Genomic DNA, 20,223 nt, shown 5'->3' on the forward strand with positions numbered 1-20,223 from the left:
CCTCCCTATTCAGCATAAAGATACATTAAACGCGGTGAGTTTGGCTGTGATAACAGCTTCATTACTCCTGCCATTTCCAGGTCATCACCCATGATTTTTCGCGCTCCCATGCTGAACATGGAGCCGAACCCGAAATTCTCAGTATACTTTACAACCTGTGCACCATTTAATTTATGGTCTTTCTTTAATTGTTCAATAACATCATCATCATAGCCAAAACCATCAATCAGATTCAGTTCTTTAGCCTGCCGCCCGTCATAAATTCGGCCATCCGCAATTTCCTTCACCTGTGCCTCGGTTAATCCGCGGCCTTCCGCAATAACTTTAACAAATCCGTCATATGAATTATTAATCATGGATTGAAGGATCTTTCTTTCCTCGTCCGTCATCTCCCTGGTAGGACTCATAATATCTTTATATGGACCGCTCTTAATCGTTACAAACTCGACACCATATTTTTCAGCAAGCCCCGCATAATTATAGCCCTGCATAATGACACCCAGAGAACCGGTTAATGTCTCGGGACTGGCAAAAATCTTGTCAGCCGGAGCGGATATATAATAACCTCCTGATGCAGCCATTGATCCCATTGATATGTATACGGGCTTCTTTGTCTCTTTTTGTATTTCAGTGATTTTATCATGTATTTCAGCGCTTTCAACTACCCCTCCTCCTGGGGAATTAACCTTAATAACAATCGCCTTTACTGTGCTGTCTTCTTTTACATAATCAAGATTATCCATGAATCCTTTATGATTATATCCCGGGCTTGCAAATAAAGAAGCTGCATCACCCGTATCCTGAATTACTCCATTCACATCCAGCACGGCAATCTTTTTCTGTGCATTTCCCTCTTCAATAACTTCTTCCAAAAATGCTTCATTGCCTCCTGCAAACAGTTCATTTACCGAGCTTTCCAAATCTGTAAATGCAAATGCAGTCACAAAATTCAGCACCACGGAAAATACAAACAGACCTGCTGCTATTCCCAGTGCAGCCCAACGTTTCCCATTCATTAAGAAATCCTCCTTTTAAAATGCCCTCTCCTAACATACCCAGCCTCCTTGTTTGGCTGACTATGCTGCCCAGAAAACCTATTTGTCACATAGTCTTCATACGTATAAAACTTTTAAAATGTTTCAAAAAAAGGTAAACTGAATTCAACAACCATAATCATAGCAAAATTTGAATTATTTGGGAAAGAAAATCATCAAGACATTTTCCCCTCTGAAATTTCACAACTTTCTTACTGCTTGGAGGAATGAATATGCCTGAAAGACGCAATATATACTTTTATCACAAAAAAGATGAAGAAACGATGGAAAAAGTAGCACCTCTTTATAGCCTGGCTGAGGAGCACGCCTTTAGGATCGTCAATGACTTCAAGAAAGCCAATATTATTGTCAGCATTGGAGGAGACGGTACGTTTTTGCAGGCTGTCCGTAAAACCGGCTATAGGGATGACTGTTTGTATGCCGGAATTTCAACGACTGGAAGCCTTAGCCTGTACTGTGATTTCCATCTCGATGAAACAGATAAGATGGTAGAGGCAATGACAAATGAACAGGTAGAAGTAAGACGTTATCCCACTATTGATGTTACAGTTGATGACCAGACATCCTTTCAATGCCTAAATGAATTCAGCATCCGCTCTGCCATAATTAAAACATTGGTAATCGATGTCTTTATCGATGATTTTCATTTTGAAACTTTCCGCGGCGACGGAATGATTGTTGCCACTCCAACCGGGAGCACAGCATATAATAAGTCTGTAAACGGGGCTGTTGTTGACCCGCTTCTGCCATGCATGCAGGTGAGCGAACTCGCTTCACTTAATAACAACCGCTATCGTACACTGGGATCCTCTTTTATCCTGAGCGAAAACCGGCAGCTGACTCTCAAAGTAGTTCAAGATGGCAATGACCATCCTACAATGGGAATGGACAATGAGGCACTAAGCATTCAGCATGTTGAAAAGATAGATATAAAGCTAAGCAGCAAAATCATTAAGACCGTAAAACTGAAGGATAATTCCTACTGGGAAAAGGTTAAGAGGACATTTTTATAAAAAAAGAGTTTCGCATATCCATGCGAAACTCTTTTTTCTATATCCCGACACCTTTTCCCCGCTTTAGTTTTGTTTCCCAATGGGCAAAAAGTTTTGTCCTCGAAACAGAGTAAATCGTTAAAGCTAGCCAAATAAACATAAAGGAAAGCAGGTGAAGTTTTGTAAAGTGCTCATGATAAACGAAAATCCCCAGAATCAGCGTAATGGTCGGCGCAATATACTGCAGAAAGCCAAGCATGGACATCGGTATCTTTTGAGCTCCTTTGGCAAAGTACAATAGCGGCACAGCTGTGGCTGCACCTGCCCCGATAAGAAGCAAGTCGGTGCTTAGCGAAACATGCAGAAGAGCGTGCTTATCATTTATAAAAAGCATCACCATATAAATAAATGCAATAGGAGTCACTACTAAAGTTTCCAGCGTTAAGCCAACAGCCGAATCCACTTTTATAAGCTTTTTGGCCAGCCCGTAAAGGCCAAAGGATAATGCGAGAACAATAGCTATCCATGGGAAATGCCCGTAGCTGACAGTCATAATCATAACTCCCGCAAACGCAAATCCAAAGGATACATATTGAGCAAATGATAATTTCTCTTTAAATACCAGCATGCCCAGAATCACACTTACAAGCGGATTAATATAATAGCCAAGACTTGCCTCAATCATCTGATCTGTATTGACCGCCCAAATATATAAAAACCAGTTGGTGCTGATCAGAATGGAGGCAATGACAAGGGCGAAAAGCTGCTTTTTGTTAGTTTTAAATCCTTTAAGTGTTGCAGTGAAAGCATTCCACTTTTTTGAGGCCACTAAAATAATCAGCATAAAAAAGAATGACCAAAAAATCCTGTTAGCCAAAATTTCATCTGCCTGAACATGGTCCACCAACTTCCAGTAAATCGGTAAAATACCCCATAAAAAGTACGCGAACCCAGCGTATAAAGCTCCCATTTGCACTTCATTATTTTTCATTGCAGTTCCTCAATTCTTTCTAGTATCGAAATATTTATATTATAAGTCTGCCATAATAATGAGTGCAATCCTTTTTTCCTGCCAAAAAGAATGCCAGGCCCCTAATTGTATAGGCACCTGACATTTTCACTTATCTTTCGTATACTATTTTCCCGTCAATAACGGTTTTGTTTACTGTAACGGCTGCAATTTGTCCAATAGGCATTTTAAAAATATCTTCATTTAAAATAGTGAAATCTGCCAGATATCCTTCTTGTATGACACCTATATCATTTTCATGGGAGGCAGCATATGCACTGCCCTTTGTGAATAAGCATACTGCTTCATAAACAGATAATGCCTCACTTGGATAATAGACGGTGTTATGAGGATCATCAATATTTGTTCTCGTAACAGCTGCATGAATACCAAGAAATGGGTTGGCCGGCTCAATCGGTGCATCAGAGCCTCCTGCACAATGTACCCCTTCTTTCAGCAGTGTCTTCCATGCGTAGCAATACTCCATATTTTCTTCACCAATACGCTCGATCACCCATGGAAAATCGGAGGCTGTAAATCTCGGCTGGATATCAAGGATTAAAGGCAGATTTTTAGCCCTTTCAATAAGCTCCTTACGCAATATTTGGGCATGAATCAATCTGTCTCGTCCCAGACCTTCCAATGGATGCTTTTCTATTGCATTTAATGCCATTTCAAATGCCAAATCTCCAATAGTATGGATGGCAACCGGCATTTCATGAATACGGGCTTTCTCCACTAAGGAATCAAGCTGTTCCTGAGAGTAAATAGCAACGCCTGAAGTGGTTGGGTCATCTGCATAAGGATGACTTAATAAAGCCGTCCTTCCCCCCAAAGCTCCATCAGCAAATATCTTCATAGCGCCAAACTCTATTTGTTTACTTCCCGCCAAAAATCCTCCGCCTGATTCCTTCATTTCGTCAGCAACTTCATGATGAACCAGCAAATGTGCCCGGAAAGAAAGGCCTTCCTCCTCAATTACCTGCTTGAAGGCCTGAAAGGTCTGGGTGAACCCTCCATAATAATTCAGATCCTCAGTATGCCCTCCTGTCAATCCAAGCTTATAGGCATCATTTATGGCAGCACGAAGCGCCTTCTTTAAATAGCCTTCTGATACAGCAGGCAGCACACTAAATAAAAGATCCTGAGCCTGATCCTTTAAAAGTCCATTTAGTCTTCCGTATTCATCTTTTTCAATTACTCCACCCGGAGGACATTCAGTATCTTCAGTAATATTTGCCTTGGATAATCCAAGGGAATTAACTGCAAGGGCATGTCTGCACACACGTTTCAGCATTACAGGATGATTGGGAACATACTGGTCAAGCTCTGAAGCATATATAGGCTCCGGCTGATCCCATAAATTTTCATTCCAGCCTTCCCCAATGACCCATTCTCCCTCTTCTATTGTCTCTGAATATTGCTGAACAGCCAGAAGAACTTCCTGCTTTGATGTGTGCTCAGATAAATCGAGCCTGATCAGCCTTTCGCCATGACCGATAAGATGCATATGACTATCGACAAATCCCGGCAGCATCGTGCTGCCCTGCAGATCGATCTCCCTTTGAATTTCTTCTTTATACTTATTCCTTAAATCTCTCAAGTCACCTATTTCAATAATCTGGCTTCCTTCTGTAAAAACGGCCTCGATCTGATGGCCTTCCTGCTGAAGGGTATATATTGGCCCCCCATGCCATAGCGTTCCCATAAGTCTTTTCTCCTTTAATAAAATAAAGTTCATATTTACCATAGTATAACAAAAATACAGGCGGAATTCCGCCTGTATTTTTCAAAGCATTCAGTTTTGCGCTGAAGCAGTTTCGGCTTCTTTTTTACGCAATTCAACACGCATGATTTTTCCGGAAGTCGTTTTTGGCAGCTCTGATAAAAACTCAATTTTCCGAGGATATTTGTATGGAGCTGTAAGCTCTTTTACATGATCCTGGAGCTGGGAAACAAGGTTGGGATCGTTTTGGTCGACACCCTCCCTTAATACAATAAATGCCTTAACGATCGATCCGCGTACTTCATCAGGACTGCCTACAACTGCACATTCTGCTACATAAGGATGTTTTACTAGTGCGTCTTCCACTTCGAATGGTCCAATAGTATAGCCTGAGCTGATAATTATATCGTCACCTCGGCCTTCAAACCAGAAATAGCCATCTTCATCTTTCTTTGCTTTATCTCCGGTAATATAGTATTCACCGCGAAATTGCATAGCAGTTCTTTCCGGGTCTTTATAATAATTTTTAAAGAGTGCAGGAGTGTCAATATGGACAGCGATATCTCCTGTCTCACCCACAGCACAAATCCCACCGTCTTCATTAATAATCTCAACTCTGTTTCCTGGCGTCGGTTTGCCCATTGAGCCTGCTTTTAACTCCATATCCTTTGTAATGCCGACCAGTAGGGTATTTTCAGTCTGTCCATAGCCATCACGGACATTCACATTAAAATGCTTCTTAAATGTATCAATCACTTCCCTGTTCAACGGTTCACCTGCTGAGACAGCACTGTGAAGGGCCGGCAGCTTATATTCATGAATATTGTCAGCTTTTGCCATCAGCCTGTATTCAGTCGGTGTGCAGCAAAGGACATTTACCTGATAATCCTGTAACAGCTGCAAATATTTTTTCGGCTCGAACTTTCCATTATAGACAACTCCGGTAGCACCTGAACCGAGAACGGAAAGGAACGGGCTCCAAATCCACTTCTGCCAGCCGGGGCCAGCAGTTGCCCAAACTGTATCGCCTTCATTAATGCATAACCAGTTTGGTGCTGCTGTTTTTAGGTGAGCAAATGCCCAGCCATGTGTATGTACTACCCCTTTGGGGTTTCCGGTTGTTCCAGATGTATATGAAAGGAATGCCATATCATCCCGAGAAGTTTCAGCCAATGAAAGGTCAGGTGAAGCATGTTTCATTTCCTCGTCAAGGCCGATCCAGCCATCTGCCTTACCGCCTATTATAAATTTCTGCAGGGCTTCGGCTTCCTTAATATCTTTAAATTGGTCAACATATGGATAATAGCTGACAATTGCTTTAACATCGCCATGATTTATGCGGTATTGCAAATCTTTCGTACGAAGCATTTCTGAACTTGGTATAACAACAATTCCTGCTTTTAATGATGCAATGTAAACCTGATATGCTTCAATCAGTCTTGGAACAATGATAAGAATAACATCCCCTTTATTCAAACCATTTTCTAAGAAAACGTTTCCAATTCTGTTTGCATTTTGAATCAATTCACTATATGTAATCTCTTTCTTTTCTCCGTGCTCATTTTCCCACTTTATGGCAAGTTTGTCCGTTTCTCCGGCAAACCGCTCCATTTCTGATACGAGGTTGTACTTCTCCGGTGCGATTAAGTCTTCCCGTTTCATTAAATCTCCCCCTGACTATGTCTTTTTCCGCTGCCTTAACTTGATGGATATTCTATAGAAATTATTATACTAAATTATTATAAAATTTAAAATTATTTATTATTTTAAAAGTTTTTTTGCACAAAAATAAGGAGCAGGAATGACTCCTGCTCCTTGTAGCCATATTATTTAATTATTTTTGGAAACCGCCTAATTGCTGTTCAGCCATTTGAACTAAACGCTTAGTGATTTCTCCTCCTACAGAACCGTTAGCGCGAGAAGTAGTTTCAGCACCAAGGTTTACACCGAATTCAGTAGCGATTTCGTACTTCATTTGGTCAAGAGCTTGTTGTACTCCTGGAACTAGAAGTTGGTTTGAGCTGTTGTTGTTTGCCATGTGATTTTCACCTCCTTGTGAGTATAGAATGTGTAGAATCACATGGCCATATACACTAATTATTTGGTAATTTTTGTGTTATTTTTTAAGTAGAATTTAACTATTGCTGCACTGGGATATTGGCATATACATACAGATGGAAGCCAGTTGATTTCCACTGTGGTTATTTGCTTTCCAGGATAGGAACGGGAGCTTCCTTTTTCAGGAATCAAGTTCTCTCAATCAACTCAGGAATAAAACCTGTATGCATATTACCATTTTAACAATTACCCCGAATATTATTAAAATAATTCCCTAAAAGAGTCTTCATTGAGCATTTGAGGTTTAATAACCATCTTTTCAGTATCCTCAACAGCTTTTGCAATTAGGGGTTCGAAGTCAACAAAGCTTTCGAAACGGCGTACTTTGTCGCGTTTAGGTTTTGTTTTGGGTGATGAAGGAACAAAAACGGTACAGCAATCTTCAAATGGCCTGATCGATATATCATGTGTATCGATGGTTTGGGCAATGTCGATGATTTCTGATTTATCCATTGTGATCAGCGGCCTCAAAATAGGCGTTGCCGTAACATCGTTAATGGCAAACATACTCTCAAGTGTCTGGCTTGCTACCTGTCCAAGGCTTTCCCCGGTGATGATGGCCAGGCCATCATTTTTATCGCGGATTGCATCAGTAATCCGGAGCATCATTCTTCTTGTAGCTGTCATTGTATAATTCGAAGGAACCTGCTGATGGATCAGCTGCTGGATTTCTGTAAATGGAACAATATGAAGGACAACGGTTCCAGCAATATTCGCAAGTTTTTCTGTCAAATCAATTACTTTTTGCTTTGCACGTTCACTCGTAAAAGGCGGGCTGTGAAAGTGGACAGCTTCTATTTCTAATCCTCTCTTCATGGATAAGTAACCTGCTACGGGGCTGTCAATTCCCCCGGAGAGCATAAGCATGGCTTTTCCGCCTGACCCTGCAGGAAGTCCGCCAGCCCCCAGAATGTTTTCGCATGATAGGTAGGCTGCTTCTTCGCGAACTTCAACCTGCAGATTGATATCCGGTTTTTTTACGTTCACTTTTAGACCTGGCACATTCTTCAGGAGATGTCCGCCAAATTCATGATTAAGTTCGTCAGTGTTTAAAGGGAAGCTTTTATCGGCTCTTTTAGCCGTAATCTTGAAAGTCTTTCCTTCATCAAAGTGTTTTAATAATAAGGCCAATGCTGCTGCTTTCATTTCTTCGATATCTTTATTGACTTTAACAGCCAGGCTGAATGACTGAATGCCAAAGATGCCTTTAAGCCGATCAGCAACCTCTCTTCCATCTGCCCCATTCAAAACAACGTACATTCTGTCTCTTGTAGATTCTATCTTAATGCCGGGAAATTCATTCAGCACATCTGCTATGCTTTTTCTTAATTTCTCTACAAACTTATTGCGGTTTCTGCCTTTTGTGGAGATTTCTCCATATCGTATAAGTATACGGTCGTAATTTATCATAATTTCATTACCTCTCTTAGCCTAATAACGGTCTCTTTTACCGCCCGTGTAAAAATCTCAGCCTCTTCCTTCGTATTACCATAGGATAAACTGACCCGGACTGCGCTTTTCGCATCCTTTTCAGGTATTCCCATAGCCATCAGGGTACTGCTGGGGGCAGATTTCTTCGAAGAGCAAGCACTGGTAGTAGATATAAAAATTCCGCGCTCTTCTAAAGCGTGTACAAATACCTCCGCTTTGAATCCTTTTATGGAAAAATTTACGATATGAGGAGCTGATTTTTTTTCAGGGGTATGAACTGTAATCCCTTCAATTCTGCCCAGTTCCTTCATAATATAGGTTTTGATGGATGTGAGCCGGTTTAAATGCTTTTCCATGTTATCCATTGTAAGCCTTAATGCCTTTGCCATAGCCACAATACCAGCTACATTCTCAGTACCGCTTCTCACTCTCCATTCCTGATTGCCCCCGGAGAGTATCGGAGAAATACGGAGTCCATCTCGAATGAACAAAACCCCATTCCCCTTCAAACCGTGGAATTTATGAGCGGAGATCGTACACAAATCCACACGGGCCTGATAAAGATCAAGGGGCACCTTGCCGATTCCCTGAACATGGTCTACATGGAATATGACCCGCTCATGCTTCTTCAGCATCTCGCCTATTTCATTGATTGGCTGAATGGAACCAATTTCATTATTTACATGCATAACAGAGACTAAAACAGTTTCCTGTGTAATTTCCTTTTCAATGTCTTCTGCATGGACAATACCTTTTTTATCCGGTTCAATTACAGTTATGCGAAAGCCCAAATCCTTCAGCTGTTCAGCCGTTTCCCTTACAGAAGCATGTTCAAGTCCCGTGATGATAATATGGCTGCCTCTTTTTCGATGCATTAATGCAGTTCCTTTTATAGCAAGATTGTTGCTCTCTGTCCCTCCGGATGTAAAATACACTTCGCTGTTCTTTACATTCAGCAAATGGGCAATTTGCTCACGCGCCTGCATCAGCAGTCTCTCAGCCTTACCTCCAAATTCGTGGAGGGACGAGGGATTCCCAAAGTAGTCTGAAGAAACCTTTATAAAAGAATCAAGCACTTCTTTATATGGTTTAGTTGTTGCACTGTTATCTAAATAAATCACGGTCTTCTCCTTTCCGTTCCGATAACCCTTTAGCCAACTTTAAATCATAGCATAACCAGTGAAGATTGGAAATTATAATGAAGCTTTTAATTCAAATATCAATTCATTACTGTTTAAATTATTCAAGTTTGACCAGTTTAACCGAATGAATGGATTAATTTTCACGTGGAAAGCTGTTATTATTATTATTTGAGCGAGTACATTTTGAACTTTTATTATATAAAATACTAAATATTAAGACTTCGTATTTTTTCGACATTTTTTTTAGCACCTGTGCTAATATGAAAATGTTCTAAACATTATGATATGGAACCATCTTCAGGAGGATATATATGGAGAATAAAACACTAGCACCGAAACAAATTCTCGCCGTCGGACTCATGTTATTTGCTCTATTCTTTGGGGCAGGAAATATGATCTTCCCTCCATTCCTTGGACAATCTGCCGGCACGAATGTATGGACTGCTATTATCGGATTTTTAATTACAGGTGTTGGATTGCCGCTAGTGGGCATCATTGCCATTGCCAAAAATGGGAATTTACAGACGATTGCAAGCAGGGTTCACCCATTATATGGAATTATTTTTACGATTATTATGTACTCAGCCATCGGACCACTTTTCGGAATCCCGCGTACTGGAACGGTTGCTTTTGAAATAGGGGTTACTCCGTTTCTGACTGAAACCGCTTCCAATAGTCCCTTTTCCTTATTGGTATATACTGTTGCCTTTTTTAGCATTACAGCCTGGCTTTCTCTTAATCCATCGAAATTAGTGGATAGAATTGGGAATATTTTCACACCTGCACTGCTCATTATCCTTGCAGTTCTGGTTATAAAAAGCATCATTACACCAATGGGCGAAATGCAGGCTCCAATGGGGGCGTATGCTGAGGGACCGTTCTTTAAGGGGTTCATTGAAGGCTACCTGACAATGGATACAATTGCAGCTTTAGTATTCGGTATTATAGTTATTGGTTCAATAGAGGGGATGGGTGTGAAAAATAAGCACTCACTTATGAAAATTTGCATTACTGCCGGACTTATAGCTGCTGCTGGTCTTGCGGCTGTATATTTGTCCCTTGCGTATATCGGGGCATCAAGTATGGAAACAATAGGTCAACTTGATAATGGCGGCGCTATCCTATCCGCAGCTTCTCAGTACCTATTTGGACCTGCTGGAGGAATGATTCTGGGACTGGCCATTACAGTAGCATGCCTAACAACATCTATTGGACTCGTGTCTGCCAGTGCGCAGTACTTTCATAAACTGCTCCCAAAAGTATCTTATAAAGCCATTGTCATCATTCTTTCATTGTTCAGCATGGTGGTTTCAAATATTGGTTTAACACAGCTGATTCAGCTTTCTTTGCCAATTTTGATCATAATTTATCCGCTGGCCATCGTGCTGATACTTTTTTCTTTTATTCACAATGCGTTTAATGGATACTCTGCGGTATATATAGGGGCTTTAATCCCCACTGGTTTAATCAGTTTATTGGATGGTTTAAACACTGCAGGAATGGATGTATCCGCCATTACGGATTCACTGCAATTCCTCCCATTCTTTGCTGAGGGAATAGGCTGGATTGTGCCTGCCATTGCTGGAGCTGTTATAGGTTACTTCATGGCGGTTGCTGTTGGGGAGTCAAAAAAAATAATTGCCGGCAACGAATAATTGAAATGCTCCTGGACACCCGCCTATCTGCTAATGGGGGCCAGACAGTTTTCTATTTTTTAAAATTGCTAATAAAAAACAGATCCGAAATTCGGATCTGTTTTTTTATTGTTCAGTTATTAATTCTTCTATTCTCTTGATCGCGCCAGGCTCGACCTCTTCAATTGATGCAGCAGCCTGTTCCAGTGCCTTTTTATATTCATAACTTCTGAACGAAGCTTCTGCATCTCTTAATCCATTATCAATAGATGGATAACTGCTTCTGTACCGATTGCCATATTGAATGACTTTCTCAGCCAGAAGGATCGTCTCAATCATATCACTCACAGAATCAGCAGCCTTATCAACAGTCAGCACCGCAACTTCGAGGTATTGCTGGACAGCAGGAATGTTCAATGGTTTCTCATCGAGCTTAGCCAGCACATTTTCTATGCTTTCTTTCGCATCCTCGATCAAATATTTATATTCCTGGGAAACTCCAGGCACATTGTTTTTGGAAATAAGCCTTATCGTTTCTGCCACTTTCTTGCTTAATTCTTTCACTTTTTCCCTTGCAGACATTTCGTCTTTTCGTAAAGCCTGGAGCTTTTCGGCAAAAGCTGTCTGCTCTTCTGATATCTCCTCAATATGCTCCTTGACTTCAGCAAGCTCTTCTCTTAAAACTGTATGAGGAGTACTCTGGCTGTTAATCTTATGCTCCAGCACTTCGAATTTTTTGAACAGCAGACTTATTTTTTTCTCGAGGTGGATTTGAATTTCAAGATCCTTTTCGGGAACATGATAGCTATTCCGGACAGCCGCAATCTCTGCCTTTAGCTGATTGTTCATATCCCGGTTATTATAGAGCATGGTTCTTGTTGCTTCATCCTGCTGGCTTAAGTAGTGTCTGGCATGTACTTCCTTTTCAAGCAGATCATACAGATGTTCAATATTTTCTTTAATCTCTTCGACTCCTGTTTGAACTTCCTCGATTTGTGCTTGATCGATGGAGCCGGCATATCCATTTACTTGTTCTTCAAGTCTCTCAATTTCTTTATCTATTTGCAGATGGTCAAGCATATAGCCCTGCTCCAGCATTTCCATATACCCGTCTCTCAGCTCTTCCAGCTCAGACGGGATCTTGGATTGACAGTCAATCATCAGACTTGGTATAGCTTCCATTTTGGTATGTGAATCCTCAATCAGCGCTTTAATCACCAGAAGGATTTCACGAGCTTCAAGGTAATTGCCCTTTTCGGTTTTGTCATCGAATTCTTCAAATTTAGCCAATGCTTCATCCAGCTGTTCTTCAAGGATTTTTTCGGATTTGCCGAATGTATGGCGATGGGCAAGCAGAGACTTTTTGCATTGGCGGTACATTTCTTTCAATTCTTCAATTTCCGCTCTGTTTTTCTCTTCACTGCCTACCAGCTCATTCAATTCAGTTAGCAGATTATTAATGTTTTCTTCTATCTCAGTTAATCTATTTTCGATTCTTTTCTGAATTTCCTGGGAATTTTTAAAGCGGTATTTATCTATGCTTTCTTCAGCATCGAATAATAATTCTTCCACATCAGGAAGCTGTGAAGTTACTATTTCATCCCATTCATTTCTCCAGCGTTCAAATAATTCCTCTGTCTGCCCCGTCATATTCAGCTTTTTAACTCTAGACATTTCATCTAGAACAGGGCGATCCGTTATTTCCATCTTCCATGTTTCCAGCCTGTCAATTTCTTTGTAATGTTTTTTCTTTAAAAAATATCCGGTGAGATATAGGCAAAAAAGAATGACTATAGCTCCAATTATGTATTCCATTTTAAAGCCCCCTGTTCTGTTCCCGAGCCAGTATGTATATGTAAAGTTTTTATTAAAAAGCGTGAGGCGTTTCTTTATTTCACATGTTATTTTCAATGCTTTTATGATACCATGTAAACGACATTTTTTGACTATTTATTTCATTTTTTTATGAATTTCTTCTTTAAATATCTTATTTAAAATGCTATTTTCGGAAAATAACTATAGCATCTGTATTTTTTAATTGAACTATATGAGCTGTTCAAATACAAACAATTCGCTTTTTATAAATGATTTCCTTCTTAATTTACGAGATATGTTAAAAAGAGACTTGAGTACTGCATCAATTAAACCATGACAGAAAGGAAGCTCTTCATATGCTAAAAGACGGCCACATCCATACACCTTATTGCCCGCACGGAACAAAGGATTCATTGGAAGATTATGTTGAAAAAGCAATAAGTCTGGGGTTTAATGAGATTACTTTTACTGAACATGCTCCGCTTCCTAAAGGTTTTGAGGACCCGGCACCCGCTCAGGACAGTGCAATGAGCAAAGAAAATCTGGAAAAATATTTTTCTGAAATCTCAAAAGTAAAAGCTGCTTATCAAGGAAGAATCAGGATTAATGCGGGGCTTGAAATAGATTACATTGAAGGCTTTGAAAAGGATATCAAAGAGTTTCTCGATATAAATGGAAAATATATGGATGATTCTATCTTATCTGTACATTTCCTAAAGCATGGCAGCCGCTACGAATGCCTGGACTACAGCCCGGATGTTTTTGCAAAGATGATCGAAGAATACGGTTCTATTGAAGCAGTTTATTTGAATTATTTCCGTACCGTGCTTTTATCTTTAAAAGCAGATTTAGGGCCATTTAAACCTAAAAGGATTGGCCATATCACCCTGGTAAAAAAATTTCAAAAAAAATATCCCGCTAATCGGGAATATAGAGCGGAAATTAACCAAATACTTGATGAAGTGCATAATCAGGGCTATGAACTCGACTATAACGGAGCCGGTTTTGCAAAGCCATTATGCAAAGAGTCCTATCCTCCCGATTGGGCTGCAGAAGCAGCTATGCAAAAAGGCATAAAACTTGTTTATGGGTCCGATTCTCATCAGGCAAAGGAAATGGGCCAAGGCCTTGATAGAATGAACTGCCTTTAAATGCTTAGAGTACAGCAGCATAAGTTTTTCCGGCATGATTGCACAGAACTCCATCAACCCATTTGAAAATCTCTTTCGTATATTTGTCCGCGAAATATTTTTCATGAGGAAATACGTGCAGTACTTCAGACATATAATGTGTGTTCAAAAATGGCATGGACAGAAGTCCTTTCAGCTGAATAATCATATAGTTGGCTGAATGGGTACGGAATTCTTTTGTTTTCATGCCTCTTTCGAGCACCTTGCCAAAATAAAACTTTTCCTTTGCTAAATAAGTGGACATGATTTCCCTTACTACCTGGGAATCTATTGAAATTTCCCGGAGTATCAATCTTGTTAAATGGCTATGCTCAAATTGATAAATCATGATATTTTGCGCTATTTTTTTCAGACTTAAAGCTGCCCCCTGCTCAAGAAATGAAAAACCCTTCTCTACCTCCTGAATATACCCTTCAAAAAATGCAGTAAAGCAATATTCAAGCAGCCCATGTTTGTTATCGAAATAGTATGCGATATTCGCTGGATTCGTCTGAGCTTTGCCCGCAATATCACGGATGGAAGTTCCAGAGAAGCCCTTCGTATTAAATAAGGAGATAGCGGCAGACACAATTGCCTCTTTTGAATTTTTTTTCAATGTTCCCGCCTCGCTTTCTTTTATAAAGTCTCTTTTCAAACATAAATGAGCGAATTATATTACAGCTTGTACAAAACGGATTTGTTGTGATAATTAAGTATTCTTGCTAAAATCGTCTTATCCTTTTTAAACTTCTCGACAATGTCCTTCTAATTTCCTGTCCATCTGCCAGGAAATTCATATATCTTTGAGAAAGCAAGGTGATTTGTGATGTTTAGTGTCGAATCATACAAGGGAACCCGTGAAGAAAATTATAAATTATTGATTAAACAGCTCTCTGCTCTTCTGGAAGGGGAAACAAACACCATTGCCAATTTAAGCAATGCATCAGCACTTCTTAATCAATTCCTTGATCGTACAAACTGGGTAGGATTTTACCTGATGGAAGAAAGCGAGCTTGTTCTCGGGCCTTTTCAAGGTCTGCCTGCATGTGTAAGAATCCCCCTCGGCAAAGGTGTCTGCGGAACAGCTGCTGAGCAAATGGAAACTATCCGTGTAGAAGATGTCCATCAATTCCCGGGACATATTGCCTGTGATGCTGCTTCACAATCAGAAATCGTCATTCCGCTTATCAAAGATGGCAAGCTTCTTGGTTTGCTGGATATTGATTCCCCGGAAAAAAATCGATTTGATGAACTTGATCAAAAATACCTGGAAGACTTTTCAGAAGTACTTGTATCCTACTTGTAAAAGATTTTAAAAGAAAGAGATGGCCATTTTGAGAACGGCCATCTCTTTTTACATATCATATCAGACCTTCAAGAGCCTGGGAAAGATCGTCCCTGATATCTTTCCATGATTCAAGGCCGACTGAGAGCCTCAGTAATGTATCTTCAATCCCCATTTTATCACGGTGTTCCTTTGGAACCACTGCATGAGTCATAGTTGCTGGGTGCTGAATTAATGTCTCAGCATCACCAAGGCTCACGGCAATTTTTATCAGATTCAGCCTGTTCATAAATTCCTGAGCAGTCTTTTTATCCCCCTTTAGAGTAAAGGAAATCATCCCGCCCGGCTTTCTCATTTGTTTTTGCGCAATGCCGAAATCTGCATTCGTGCTGTCTCCCGGAAAATAAACTTTTTCCACTTTGGGATGCATTAATAAATACGATGCAAGCTGTTCAGCATTGTCACAGTGCCTGTCAAGTCTGACTGCAAGTGTTTTCAATCCTCGGAGCAGCAGCCAGGCATCAAATGGTGAAATAATGCCCCCAATGTCTTTTTGAGTAGTCATCCTTACTTCATTCAAAAATTCTTTGCTGCCAATAACCAGGCCGGCAATTACATCACCATGACCCCCGATGTATTTTGTTGCACTGTGAATGACAATATCGCAGCCCAGCTCAATCGGATTCTGCAGATATGGGGAACAGAAAGTATTATCTACCACAACTGGAATTCCTTTCTCTCTCCCTACTTCTGCAACCATCTTCAAATCCACCAATTTCATCGTTGGATTTATTGGGGTTTCAACATAAATACAGACAGTCTCCGGCTTTATTTCATCAAGCAGCTGCTGCTTCGATTCCATAGCTGAATAGTCATGGCTGATTTTATATTTTTCCTCCATCATCTCCAAGAGTCCAAATGTACACCCATACACTCCCTGAGAACATAAGATATGATCACCTGTTTTCGTTAAAGCAAACAGAACAGCTGAAACCGCGGCCATTCCCGAACCAAATGCGAGGGCAGCTTCTCCCTTTTCTAGGGCGGCCATTCTTTCTTCCAGCATCTTTACCGTTGGATTGCCCAGACGGGAATAGATATAGCCCTCTTCTTCACCGGCAAAACGCTTTTCCCCCTGCTGTGCTGTCTCAAAAGTAAAAGTTGACGTCTGAAAAATAGGGGGTGCCAGGCTTCCTTTTAAGCTTTCTGCATCGTATCCTTCATGGATGACCTGCGTCTCGAAGTTAAACCCATGTTTTCTATCCATATAACTCTCCCTTTCACTGAAAACGCTTACATTATTCACTGTAATTCGCTCCTCTTTCAGCATATGATAATAGTATATTTTTTGAAAGTATTTTGTTTTGAAAAAATAATTAGAAAAGCGGGTGCGCTCATCGGCTTTTGACCTCAAGCCGGAACTGCTATCTGACATCAGGATCTCAAAAAAAGACTGCCTCTCAGTAAGGCAGTCCCTATATAATTGAATCTGCTGCCGACTCAAGTATTACTTTGTTTTTACCTGTATTCTTGGCAGTATATAATGCCCTGTCAGCCCGTTTAAAAAGCGCGGCATAGGAATCTTTTTTTCCTCTGCTCCAATGCGAAACACCACATGAAATAGTTACTTTGGGATCTGTAAACTGGCATACCTTTCTGACAAGCCGCTCTGCAATATGTGCGCCCGCTGACAAGGAAACACCAGGCAGGTAAAGAGCCAGCTCCTCACCGCCCCATCTTGCTCCTATATCAGTGCCGCGAATATTGCTGTTTATTAAATTGGCGACTTGAATAATAATTTCATCCCCTATCTGATGCCCGTATGTATCATTTACCATTTTAAAATCATCTATATCAACAAGCATAAAAGTTCCTTCATAATCTTCATTCATGGACTGATGGATGCGATCATCCAGATAGTTTCTGGAAAATAGCTTTGTTAAGTGATCCGTTACAACCATCTTTTCAAGCTCTTCTCTCAGCATTGAATTAGTGAAGGCCAGCGTGGAATGGTGAATCAAGGATTGCAGCAGCTTGAATGTTTCAAATGAAAAATGATACGGTGAACTGTGCATGACAAGCGCAAATCCCTTTAATAAGCCAGATTGGGTCATCGGAACTGCCATGATGGATTTAAAGCTGCTTTTAGCATCCTCGAACTGTAAGGAAAAATCTCCTATAAAAAGTGATTCTTTCTCTCTGATGATCTTTTTCTTTATATGCTGAATATACCTATCTGCCTCTTTGGTATGGAAGAATTCAGTGCTGCCCTGAATAATATTCACATCTGAACCATCAGAAGGCATAGGCATCAGGATGAACCCTGCTTCCTCAGCATCAAAAGACTGCAGAATCTGATCTGACATAAAATTCATCGTTTCTGTAAGGCGCAAATTCGAGTTCAGGCGGTGGGATGTTTCATTAATTAATTGAAGATCCTCTATCAGCCGCTTCGATTGCTGATAAAGCTGAGCATTCTCTAATGCACTGCCTGCAGTATTGGCCAAAAGCGTAATAAATTCAATTTCATATTTAGGGAAGATGGTGGTATTAGGCGCTATAACTTGAAGCACTCCATAAACACCCTGTTTCCCTTTTAATGGAGCATACAGGATTGAACGGACTTCCTGCAGGGAGTCTTCAAATTGAACAGCCCCCGTGACATAGGCCTGCATGGCCGCAATATTTTCGCTGTCATATTCAAGGTCTCTAATAGGCAGATCTCCATAATTATTGTTATCCTGGGATAGCAGAAGATAGCAGGTAAACGTGGGGTACATTTCCTGGAGAGTAAAAATAATTTCTCCCAGCACCATGTCCATATCCATTGAGGAATGGAATTTTTCTGTAACGCGATACAGCTGTTTGTAGCGTTTTTCTTCAGAAGCAATTTTGGCCATACCCTGAGCTTTATCAAGAAATTGCCCGCACTCTTCGCTAAGTTCCCGAAATACCTTTTCTGGATAGGTATGAAAACTGCCTGATGCCCCTATTAGAATCATACAGCCCAGCAGCTGGCTTCCCTTTACAAGAGGAAGCATGATTTGGCCTTCCAAAATCTCAGGGCCTAACCTCTGGAACGCTCTGTTTGCCTCAGCCCATCTTTTTAAATCACCTGAAAATGCAAGTGAATGTAAAGCATCCGGATTTGTGGAAGCTTCTGCAAAAAACTCCTGCTTCCATTCATTAAAAACGTACAGAGTTATTTCATCAGCCTCAGCAAGCGCTTGAATGGCATACAGCATTTCATTCAATAATTTTTCATAATGAAAGAAACCGTTCTCCGTATCGATAATATCAAAAAACCGGCTTTTTAAATTAAGTATCATTTGGCGTTCAAGTGTATCCATCTTCTTATCACCCATCAAATGTCTCAGATCATGAATCTTTAAATCAAATATGGTGTATAATAACGAACCAAAATTAATAATCCCGGTACAGATGCGGCTATTTCGTTTCAATTCCGTTTAAAGTTTTAGCAGAGGATCAGCCATACTATCTATGAAAAAATGCCTGCTGCCAAATTTTTCTTTAATTATATCATATTTTCAAAGAGACTCTTTGGCAGTTTTCTAAATTACTGTGAAATTTGGCATAGAAAAAAACTTTCCCTATAATGAATACATGCTTAAAATCTTAAGGGGTTAAAAATAAAGAACACCTTGACTTTTACCCTCTAAAAATTATATAATACTCCTTGTGTAAAATATTGCAGCCTATGTGAGCACCTTGATGTACTCATTTTGTTCCTCAACCAGAATATCGAAGTTGGTATCGCCTTTGGCGACTAACAAGTTTCTGGGGATGGGGTACTGTGTAACCCTCTGCTGCTAGGGCGAAGGTACATGAAAACAAAATGAACATGATTGTTGTGCACATCTGTTTCTGTTTTTATTTTACCCAAATAAAAACACAAAAGGAGGAGTCTTAAATGGCTCGTTATACTGGTCCAAGCTGGAAATTATCCCGTCGTCTTGGAATCTCTCTAAGCGGTACTGGAAAAGAATTAGAAAAGCGTCCTTACGCTCCTGGACAACATGGTCCAAACCAGCGCAAAAAAATCTCTGAATACGGATTACAATTGCAGGAGAAGCAGAAGCTTCGTCACATGTACGGAGTAAATGAGCGTCAATTCCGCAATTTATTCGATAAAGCCGGCAAAATGCCTGGTGTACACGGTGAAAACTTCATGATTCTTCTTGAATCACGCCTTGACAACGTTGTTTACCGTTTAGGTCTTGCACGCACTCGCCGTCAAGCCCGCCAGCTTGTTAACCACGGTCACATCATGGTTGATGGATCTCGTGTTGATATCCCATCATACCGCGTAAAACCTGGTCAAACAATTACACTTCGCGAAAAGTCTCGCAACCTTGACATCGTTAAAGAAGCAATCGAAGTTAACAACTTCGTACCTGACTTCGTATCTTTCGATGCAGACAAGCTAGAAGGAACTTTCACTCGTATGCCTGAGCGTTCTGAACTTCCAGCTGAAATCAACGAATCTCTAATCGTTGAATTCTACTCTCGTTAATATCAGCATTAAGTATTTTAATGCTAATAAAACCCTTGAATTGTTGTTAAAACAACGTTTCAAGGGTTTTTTTCGTTTTTATTTAGTTTGCAAAATAAAGCAAGGCCAAAAATAATAGCATGAGTGAAGGCATGGATAGAAAAACACTGCTGCCAAGGAAGAAAAAAGATAATGAGGGTTTCTGAATCGAAAGAGAATATTTTCACTCCATATAAAATTAATAGCCTGCAGGAACCGTTTACTCACGCTCTTTAAAAACATTTTATATATCTTTTAATCCTTCTTTAAAAAATCTTTAGAATTTCCATCTAAA

At 40.3% G+C, this 20,223-nt stretch carries 16 protein-coding genes; 5 read left to right on the forward strand and 11 right to left on the reverse strand.

The window, feature by feature from the left end:
* Window positions 1-5 precede the first annotated feature (5 nt).
* Window positions 6-1,016 carry a signal peptide peptidase SppA gene (gene sppA, locus AC6CHU_RS02815; protein WP_159863436.1) on the reverse strand — a complete coding sequence of 337 codons (1,011 nt, stop codon included), beginning with the start codon at window positions 1,014-1,016 and terminating at the stop codon, window positions 6-8.
* A 251-nt stretch (window positions 1,017-1,267) separates the two neighbouring features.
* Between sppA and AC6CHU_RS02820 the strand changes: the two genes are divergently transcribed.
* The gene (locus AC6CHU_RS02820) at window positions 1,268-2,068 is read left to right on the forward strand and encodes an NAD kinase (RefSeq protein WP_251283928.1); all 801 of its coding nucleotides are present in this window, start codon (window positions 1,268-1,270) and stop codon (window positions 2,066-2,068) included.
* Between the two features lie 37 nt (window positions 2,069-2,105).
* On the opposite strand, the gene rarD is transcribed toward AC6CHU_RS02820, so the two are convergent.
* The 6 genes from rarD to AC6CHU_RS02850 form a co-directional block, all read right to left on the reverse strand.
* A complete protein-coding gene (gene rarD / locus AC6CHU_RS02825) occupies window positions 2,106-3,038 on the reverse strand; it encodes an EamA family transporter RarD (RefSeq protein WP_159863437.1) in 933 nt (310 codons plus the stop codon).
* Window positions 3,039-3,168: 130 nt separating this feature from the next.
* Window positions 3,169-4,764, reverse strand: a complete 1,596-nt coding sequence (locus AC6CHU_RS02830) for an amidohydrolase (protein WP_251283955.1) — start codon at window positions 4,762-4,764, stop codon at window positions 3,169-3,171.
* A 90-nt stretch (window positions 4,765-4,854) separates the two neighbouring features.
* Window positions 4,855-6,444: an acyl-CoA synthetase MbcS gene (mbcS, locus tag AC6CHU_RS02835; RefSeq protein WP_498119981.1), complete on the reverse strand. Its 1,590-nt coding sequence runs from the start codon at window positions 6,442-6,444 to the stop codon at window positions 4,855-4,857.
* Between the two features lie 172 nt (window positions 6,445-6,616).
* Window positions 6,617-6,820, reverse strand: coding sequence for an alpha/beta-type small acid-soluble spore protein (locus tag AC6CHU_RS02840; protein WP_159863440.1), 204 nt, complete (start codon window positions 6,818-6,820; stop codon window positions 6,617-6,619).
* Between the two features lie 281 nt (window positions 6,821-7,101).
* Window positions 7,102-8,307: a tRNA uracil 4-sulfurtransferase ThiI gene (gene thiI, locus AC6CHU_RS02845; protein ID WP_251283954.1), complete on the reverse strand. Its 1,206-nt coding sequence runs from the start codon at window positions 8,305-8,307 to the stop codon at window positions 7,102-7,104.
* Window positions 8,307-9,452, reverse strand: a complete 1,146-nt coding sequence (locus AC6CHU_RS02850; protein ID WP_159863442.1) for a cysteine desulfurase family protein — start codon at window positions 9,450-9,452, stop codon at window positions 8,307-8,309. Before AC6CHU_RS02850 ends, thiI begins: the two co-directional genes overlap by 1 nt.
* 332 nt (window positions 9,453-9,784) lie before the next feature.
* Here AC6CHU_RS02850 and brnQ point away from each other — a divergent pair, with 332 nt between their 5' ends.
* Window positions 9,785-11,128, forward strand: coding sequence for a branched-chain amino acid transport system II carrier protein (gene brnQ / locus AC6CHU_RS02855; protein WP_251283924.1), 1,344 nt, complete (start codon window positions 9,785-9,787; stop codon window positions 11,126-11,128).
* Between the two features lie 105 nt (window positions 11,129-11,233).
* Here the strand turns inward: brnQ and ezrA are convergent, their stop codons facing one another.
* A complete protein-coding gene (gene ezrA, locus AC6CHU_RS02860; RefSeq protein ID WP_159870960.1) occupies window positions 11,234-12,922 on the reverse strand; it encodes a septation ring formation regulator EzrA in 1,689 nt (562 codons plus the stop codon).
* A 356-nt stretch (window positions 12,923-13,278) separates the two neighbouring features.
* On the opposite strand from ezrA, the gene hisJ reads away from it, so the two are divergent.
* A complete protein-coding gene (gene hisJ / locus AC6CHU_RS02865) occupies window positions 13,279-14,073 on the forward strand; it encodes a histidinol-phosphatase HisJ (protein WP_498119985.1) in 795 nt (264 codons plus the stop codon).
* Between the two features lie 4 nt (window positions 14,074-14,077).
* On the opposite strand, the gene refZ is transcribed toward hisJ, so the two are convergent.
* Entirely contained in the window at window positions 14,078-14,707 is a 630-nt protein-coding gene (gene refZ / locus AC6CHU_RS02870) for a forespore capture DNA-binding protein RefZ (RefSeq protein ID WP_498119987.1), read from the reverse strand.
* Between the two features lie 210 nt (window positions 14,708-14,917).
* On the opposite strand from refZ, the gene AC6CHU_RS02875 reads away from it, so the two are divergent.
* Window positions 14,918-15,397, forward strand: a complete 480-nt coding sequence (locus tag AC6CHU_RS02875) for a GAF domain-containing protein (protein ID WP_498119989.1) — start codon at window positions 14,918-14,920, stop codon at window positions 15,395-15,397.
* Between the two features lie 55 nt (window positions 15,398-15,452).
* Here AC6CHU_RS02875 and megL read toward each other — a convergent pair whose 3' ends face one another.
* Window positions 15,453-16,643, reverse strand: a complete 1,191-nt coding sequence (megL, locus tag AC6CHU_RS02880) for a methionine gamma-lyase (protein WP_498119991.1) — start codon at window positions 16,641-16,643, stop codon at window positions 15,453-15,455.
* Between the two features lie 208 nt (window positions 16,644-16,851).
* The gene (locus tag AC6CHU_RS02885) at window positions 16,852-18,726 is read right to left on the reverse strand and encodes a sensor domain-containing diguanylate cyclase (protein ID WP_498120003.1); all 1,875 of its coding nucleotides are present in this window, start codon (window positions 18,724-18,726) and stop codon (window positions 16,852-16,854) included.
* A gap of 581 nt (window positions 18,727-19,307) precedes the next feature.
* Between AC6CHU_RS02885 and rpsD the strand changes: the two genes are divergently transcribed.
* Window positions 19,308-19,910 (forward strand): 30S ribosomal protein S4, encoded by a 603-nt coding sequence (gene rpsD, locus AC6CHU_RS02890; RefSeq protein ID WP_159870945.1) that lies wholly within the window; start codon window positions 19,308-19,310, stop codon window positions 19,908-19,910.
* The last annotated feature ends 313 nt before the right edge of the window (window positions 19,911-20,223 follow it).

It is taken from the genome of Cytobacillus sp. GQ23, from assembly GCF_059758675.1.